This window comes from Streptococcus agalactiae ATCC 13813 (genome assembly GCF_000186445.1).
In the GTDB taxonomy this organism is placed as follows: Bacteria; Bacillota; Bacilli; order Lactobacillales; family Streptococcaceae; genus Streptococcus; species Streptococcus agalactiae.
On the sequence record NZ_GL636070.1, the window covers coordinates 844,413 to 851,182 of the forward strand.

Annotated in this window: 7 protein-coding genes; 6 read left to right on the plus strand and 1 reads right to left on the minus strand. The window is 36.1% G+C overall.

The genetic code is table 11. The annotated features are described in order from the left end of the window. Positions 1 to 47 precede the first annotated feature (47 nt). From HMPREF9171_RS109060 to gorA, 6 genes are all read left to right on the plus strand, one after another. Complete coding sequence (locus HMPREF9171_RS109060) at positions 48 to 1,205, plus strand: class I SAM-dependent rRNA methyltransferase (protein ID WP_001037599.1); 1,158 nt, start codon at positions 48 to 50, stop codon at positions 1,203 to 1,205. After that, positions 1,205 to 1,882, plus strand: a complete 678-nt coding sequence (aroD, locus tag HMPREF9171_RS109055) for a type I 3-dehydroquinate dehydratase (protein ID WP_000707047.1) — start codon at positions 1,205 to 1,207, stop codon at positions 1,880 to 1,882. The genes HMPREF9171_RS109060 and aroD overlap by 1 nt, the downstream gene beginning before the upstream one ends. 93 nt (positions 1,883 to 1,975) lie before the next feature. After that, the gene (gene aroB, locus HMPREF9171_RS109050) at positions 1,976 to 3,043 is read left to right on the plus strand and encodes a 3-dehydroquinate synthase (protein ID WP_001195732.1); all 1,068 of its coding nucleotides are present in this window, start codon (positions 1,976 to 1,978) and stop codon (positions 3,041 to 3,043) included. Next, complete coding sequence (aroC, locus tag HMPREF9171_RS109045; protein WP_001269904.1) at positions 3,044 to 4,210, plus strand: chorismate synthase; 1,167 nt, start codon at positions 3,044 to 3,046, stop codon at positions 4,208 to 4,210. An 83-nt stretch (positions 4,211 to 4,293) separates the two neighbouring features. Next, the gene (locus HMPREF9171_RS109040) at positions 4,294 to 4,629 is read left to right on the plus strand and encodes a YlbF/YmcA family competence regulator (RefSeq protein WP_000024629.1); all 336 of its coding nucleotides are present in this window, start codon (positions 4,294 to 4,296) and stop codon (positions 4,627 to 4,629) included. A 174-nt stretch (positions 4,630 to 4,803) separates the two neighbouring features. Continuing rightward, complete coding sequence (gene gorA, locus HMPREF9171_RS109035) at positions 4,804 to 6,153, plus strand: glutathione-disulfide reductase (protein WP_000043884.1); 1,350 nt, start codon at positions 4,804 to 4,806, stop codon at positions 6,151 to 6,153. 42 nt (positions 6,154 to 6,195) lie between these two features. Here gorA and HMPREF9171_RS109030 read toward each other — a convergent pair whose 3' ends face one another. Then, entirely contained in the window at positions 6,196 to 6,648 is a 453-nt protein-coding gene (locus HMPREF9171_RS109030; RefSeq protein WP_000033715.1) for a DUF6556 family protein, read from the minus strand. Positions 6,649 to 6,770 lie beyond the last annotated feature (122 nt).

A 6,770-nucleotide genomic window follows, 5' to 3' on the forward strand; every position in this document is an offset into this window, starting at 1 on the left:
GTCGAATTCAGTATGAAAAAAGATAAAAATTTGTTATAATACTGTTTATGAATAAACTTAAAGTGAATTCTGTTGTTGAAAGAAAAATCAAATCAGGTGCTCAGTTACTGGAAAAAAAAGATTTTGATACCAGTTTAGTTAACCAGTTGGTTCAACTTTTTTCACAGTCAAATCAATTCTTAGGGATGGCCTATCTTTCACCACAAAATAAAGGTATTGGTTGGTTACTATCAAGACAAGTTTTTGATTTTAACCATGATTACTTTGTATCGCTATTCGAAAAATCTAGAGAGAAGCGTCAAAAATTTGAAAAATCTAGCCAAACAACAGCCTACCGCTTGTTTAATCAGGATGGAGATAACTTTGGTGGCCTAACTATAGATTTTTATAGTGACTATGCTCTTTTTTCGTGGTACAATGAATTTGTTTATACTAATCGACAAATGATTGTTGCAGCCTTTAAGCAGGTCTATCCTAATATTAAAGGGGCATATGAAAAAATTCGTTTCAAAGGTTTAGACTTTGAAAGTGCTCATTTGTACGGTCAAGAGGCTCCTGAATCATTTTTGATTTTAGAAAATAATATCAAATATAGTGTCTTTTTGAATGATGGATTAATGACAGGTATTTTCCTTGACCAACATGATGTCAGAAAAGCCTTAGCAACTAATCTATCAGAAGGTAAAAAAGTTCTAAATATGTTTTCATACACTGCGGCTTTTTCTGTAGCTGCAGCTGTTGGAGGGGCATTAGAGACAACTTCTGTTGATTTAGCAAAACGCTCGCGTGAACTTTCAAAAGCACACTTTGATGCTAATCAGATTGTCACAGATAACCATCGATTTATCGTTATGGATGTTTTTGAATATTATAAATATGCCAAAAGAAAACATCTATCATATGATGTGATTGTTATTGATCCACCAAGTTTTGCTCGAAATAAAAAACAAACTTTTTCGGTTACTAAAGATTACTATAAATTAATTGAACAAGCTTTAGATATTTTAACCCCTGGTGGAACTATCATTGCATCAACTAACGCAGCTAATCTAACCGTATCACAATTTAAGAAACAATTGGAAAAGGGGTTTGGTAAAGCTTCACATAATTACATTAGCTTACAGCAGTTGCCTGAAGATTTCACTATAAATGATAAGGACCAACAAAGTAATTATTTAAAAGTATTTACAATAAAGGTAAAATAATGAAAATAGTAGTACCAGTAATGCCTCGCAGTCTTGAAGAGGCTCAAGAAATAGATTTATCAAAATTTGATAGTGTTGATATTATTGAATGGCGAGCTGATGCCTTACCAAAGGATGACATTATTAATGTAGCTCCAGCTATTTTTGAGAAATTCGCAGGTCATGAAATTATTTTTACTCTTCGTACAACGCGTGAAGGTGGTAATATTGTCTTATCTGATGCTGAGTATGTTGAGTTAATCCAGAAAATTAATTCTATCTACAATCCAGATTATATTGATTTTGAGTATTTTTCACATAAAGAAGTTTTTCAAGAAATGCTAGAATTTCCAAATTTAGTCCTGTCTTATCACAATTTTCAAGAGACACCGGAGAATATTATGGAGATATTTTCAGAATTAACAGCCCTAGCACCACGAGTTGTGAAAATCGCAGTAATGCCAAAGAATGAACAAGATGTCTTAGACGTTATGAATTACACTCGCGGTTTCAAGACTATTAATCCTGATCAAGTTTATGCGACGGTATCTATGAGTAAAATTGGACGTATTTCTCGTTTTGCTGGTGATGTAACTGGATCTAGTTGGACATTTGCATATTTAGATTCATCTATCGCACCCGGACAAATTACTATTTCAGAGATGAAGTGTGTCAAAGCATTGCTTGACGCTGACTAATACGAGATAACAAAATGTTAAATATACTGATGAGATCCCTAGCAATTGCTTAGGGTTTTTGTCTTATTAAAACAAACATGAGAGGACATTAGAATGCAGGTTGAAGTTGACTTACCGAATCACCCTTATTATATTAAAATTGAAGAAGGATGTTTTTCTGAGGCTGGTGACTGGGTATCACATTTATGGCAGAAACAAATGATAACTATTATCACAGATAGTAACGTAGAAATATTATACGGGGAGTCGCTTGTCAACCAGTTAAAAAAACAAGGTTTTACAGTACATGTTTTTAGTTTTGCTGTGGGTGAAGCTAGTAAAACTTTGGAAGTTGCTAATCGTATTTATGCTTTTTTAGCAAAGCATCATATGACCAGAAGCGATGGGATCATTGCACTTGGTGGAGGCGTCGTCGGAGATTTAGCAGCGTTTGTTGCTTCTACTTATATGCGGGGAATCCATTTTCTTCAAATTCCAACTAGTTTAACAGCACAGGTTGATTCTTCCATTGGCGGAAAAACAGGAGTCAACACTTCATTCGCTAAAAATATGGTAGGTACTTTTGCACAACCTGATGGTGTACTGATAGATCCTGTTACTCTAAAAACATTGGGCAATCGTGAATTAGTTGAAGGTATGGGAGAAGTCATCAAATATGGCTTGATTGATGATATAAAACTCTGGCATATTTTAGAAGAGATGGATGGGACTATTGATAGTATCCTTGATAATGCATTAGCTATTATTTATCACTCTTGTCAAGTTAAACGAAAGCATGTTTTAGCTGATCAATATGATAAAGGGTTAAGGATGCATTTGAATTTTGGCCACACTATCGGTCATGCTATCGAAGTACATGCTGGCTATGGAGAAATAATGCATGGAGAAGCTGTTGCAATTGGAATGATCCAGCTTTCTCGTGTGGCTGAGCGTAAAAATCTTATGCCAAGAGGTATCAGTCAAGATATTTATAATATGTGTTTAAAATTTGGCCTTCCGGTCCACTATGCGGAATGGGATAAGGACGTCTTATTTGACATATTGAGTCATGATAAAAAAGCAAGTGGACAATTTATTAAAATTGTTATACTGCCTCAATTAGGTAGTGCAACAGTCCACCAAATACCTTTAGAAGAAATGAGAGATTATTTGGAGAAATAGATGAGATATTTAACTGCTGGTGAGTCACATGGACCTAGTTTAACAGCTATTATCGAAGGGATTCCTGCGGGACTGAAATTATCTGCTAAAGATATTAATGAAGATTTAAAACGCCGCCAAGGTGGTTATGGTCGTGGGAATCGAATGAAAATTGAAACTGATCAAGTGATCATTAGTTCTGGTGTGCGCCATGGAAAAACCTTGGGTTCACCTATTACACTGACAGTAACTAATAAGGATCATAGCAAATGGCTGGACATCATGTCAGTCGAAGACATTGAAGAGCGCCTAAAGCAAAAACGTCGTATTAAGCATCCTAGACCTGGGCACGCAGATTTAGTAGGTGGAATTAAATACCGTTTCGATGATTTGAGAAATGCTTTAGAGCGTTCTTCGGCTCGTGAGACCACAATGCGAGTAGCTATTGGTGCGATTGCTAAACGTATCTTGAAAGAAATTGGTATCGAAATTGCCAACCATATTGTAGTTTTTGGTGGCAAGGAGATTACTGTCCCTGATAAGCTAACAGTTCAACAAATCAAAGTGTTATCTAGTCAATCGCAAGTAGCTATCGTCAATCCATCATTTGAACAAGAAATTAAGGATTATATTGACAGTGTGAAAAAGGCTGGAGATACTATCGGAGGAGTGGTTGAAACTATCGTTGGAGGAGTTCCCGTTGGTTTAGGCTCTTATGTACACTGGGATAGAAAGTTAGATGCTAAGATAGCGCAAGCAGTTGTATCTATCAATGCTTTTAAAGGTGTTGAATTTGGTCTAGGTTTTAAGTCAGGGTTTTTAAAAGGAAGTCAAGTAATGGACTCCATATCATGGACAAAGGACCAAGGTTATATACGTCAGTCAAATAATTTAGGCGGTTTTGAAGGCGGTATGACTAATGGAGAGCCTATTATCGTTAGGGGAGTAATGAAACCAATTCCTACGCTTTACAAGCCACTAATGTCAGTTGATATTGATACTCACGAGCCTTATAGAGCTACAGTGGAACGTTCTGATCCCACGGCACTTCCGGCTGCAGGTGTCGTTATGGAAGCTGTAGTAGCCACCGTCCTGGTGACAGAAGTGCTAGAAAAATTTTCTTCAGACAACATGTATGAACTAAAAGAAGCTGTAAAATTATATCGCAATTATGTTGATCATTTTTAAATGAAAACTAGTAGTATTCAATTGCAAAAAAAGGTATAAAAGTCTAAAATAGTGGTAAGTTCAAGTAGAAAAAGGAGTAACTTATGGCTAATGTATATGATTTAGCAAATGAATTAGAACGTGCTGTTCGTGCTTTACCAGAATACCAAGCAGTTTTAACTGCAAAATCAGCTATTGAAAGTGATGCGGATGCACAAGTGCTTTGGCAAGACTTTTTGGCTACCCAATCAAAAGTTCAAGAAATGATGCAATCTGGCCAAATGCCAAGTCAAGAAGAACAAGATGAAATGTCTAAACTTGGGGAAAAAATTGAATCCAATGACCTTTTAAAAGTTTATTTTGACCAACAACAACGGTTGTCTGTCTATATGTCTGATATCGAAAAAATTGTCTTTGCACCCATGCAGGACTTGATGTAATATTATAAAAGAGAGAGCTCCTTGAGTTTTCTCTTTTATAATATTTCAATTTATGATAGTCTACTGAACTAGTATTGCCCACATTATATTGGTTTTGCATTCTACGTAGCAGAAAATTGTGACTGTAAACACTTTGTGATAGAGTATAGGTATCAATGATTCAAGGAGAGAGTAATGTCAAAACAATATGATTATATCGTTATTGGTGGAGGTAGTGCAGGCAGTGGTACCGCTAATAGGGCAGCCATGTATGGAGCAAAAGTCCTGTTAATTGAAGGTGGACAAGTAGGTGGAACTTGTGTTAACTTAGGTTGTGTACCGAAGAAAATCATGTGGTATGGTGCACAAGTTTCTGAGACACTCCATAAGTATAGTTCAGGTTATGGTTTTGAAGTCAATAATCTTAATTTTGATTTTACTACTCTAAAAGCTAATCGCGATGCTTACGTGCAGCGGTCTAGACAGTCGTATGCCGCTAATTTTGAGCGTAATGGAGTCGAAAAGATTGATGGATTTGCTCGTTTTATTGATAACCATACTATTGAAGTGAATGGTCAGCAATATAAAGCTCCTCACATTACTATTGCAACAGGTGGACACCCTCTTTACCCTGATATTATTGGAAGTGAACTTGGTGAGACTTCTGATGATTTTTTTGGATGGGAGACCTTACCAGATTCTATATTGATTGTTGGGGCGGGCTATATCGCGGCGGAACTTGCTGGAGTGGTTAATGAATTAGGCGTTGAAACCCATCTTGCATTTAGAAAAGACCATATTCTACGCGGATTTGATGACATGGTAACAAGTGAGGTTATGGCTGAAATGGAGAAATCAGGTATCTCTTTACATGCTAACCATGTACCTAAATCTCTTAAACGCGATGAAGGTGGCAAGTTGATTTTTGAAGCTGAAAATGGGAAAACGCTTGTCGTTGATCGTGTAATATGGGCTATCGGCCGTGGACCAAATGTAGACATGGGACTTGAAAATACCGATATTGTTTTAAATGATAAAGGTTATATCAAAGCAGATGAATTTGAGAATACTTCTGTAGATGGCGTGTATGCTATTGGAGATGTTAATGGGAAAATTGCCTTGACACCGGTAGCAATTGCAGCAGGTCGTCGCTTATCAGAAAGACTTTTTAATCATAAAGATAACGAAAAATTAGATTACCATAATGTACCTTCAGTTATTTTTACTCACCCTGTAATTGGGACGGTAGGACTTTCAGAAGCAGCAGCTATCGAGCAATTTGGAGAAGATAATATCAAAGTCTATACATCAACTTTTACCTCTATGTATACGGCTGTTACCACTAATCGCCAAGCAGTTAAGATGAAGCTCATAACCCTAGGAAAAGAGGAAAAAGTTATTGGGCTTCATGGTGTTGGTTATGGTATTGATGAAATGATTCAAGGTTTTTCAGTTGCTATCAAAATGGGGGCTACTAAAGCAGACTTTGATGATACTGTTGCTATTCACCCAACTGGATCTGAGGAATTTGTTACAATGCGCTAATGCTATCAAAGAATACAAAAAAAGCTAGGGAACCTAGCTTTTTTAAGGTGTTGTTGTATTTTCAATAGTTGAGGTATCGGTAGTAGTATTATTTGTTTGATCATTGTTAGTACTAGATGATGTTTGATCGTTATTGGCAGCAGAATTTGAACTGCTACTCGGAGTACTACTAGCAGAGGAATTTTCTAGTGTTTGGCTGGATGATGCCCTTGTCTCATCTTTTTCAGTAGAAACTTGGTTACTAGAATTTTGTCCACTTTCTCTTATAATGACGGTTTTTGAAGTAGAAGAATCAGTCTTACTAGAGTCTTTGTGATTATTAATCGCATTAGTAATAGTAATAGAGGCAACAATAATACTTAAAACACTACCGACTAATGCAATTGTTTTTTGAAGTGCAGAAAAACCTGTTTTTATATGCTTAGCGGGTGATTGAGTTGAATCAGTATTAGTCTTAGTAGACTTTTTCTGTTGTCTTGAATATCCTTTTGACATCACGCCCTCCTTAAATGTACATCAACTATTATATGATTTTATCCTAAAAAAAGCTAAAGAAAAAATAATTTAAAACATTTAAATAAGCAACCTAGGTTATTAAGCTATGTTAGTGTAATAGG

Coding starts and splice junctions, on each gene's coding strand:
- HMPREF9171_RS109060 (WP_001037599.1), top strand. CDS start 48: ATGAATAAACTTAAAGTGAATTCTGTTGTTGAAAGAAAAATCAAATCA.
- aroD (WP_000707047.1), top strand. CDS start 1,205: ATGAAAATAGTAGTACCAGTAATGCCTCGCAGTCTTGAAGAGGCTCAA.
- aroB (WP_001195732.1), top strand. CDS start 1,976: ATGCAGGTTGAAGTTGACTTACCGAATCACCCTTATTATATTAAAATT.
- aroC (WP_001269904.1), top strand. CDS start 3,044: ATGAGATATTTAACTGCTGGTGAGTCACATGGACCTAGTTTAACAGCT.
- HMPREF9171_RS109040 (WP_000024629.1), top strand. CDS start 4,294: ATGGCTAATGTATATGATTTAGCAAATGAATTAGAACGTGCTGTTCGT.
- gorA (WP_000043884.1), top strand. CDS start 4,804: ATGTCAAAACAATATGATTATATCGTTATTGGTGGAGGTAGTGCAGGC.
- HMPREF9171_RS109030 (WP_000033715.1), bottom strand. CDS start 6,648: ATGTCAAAAGGATATTCAAGACAACAGAAAAAGTCTACTAAGACTAAT.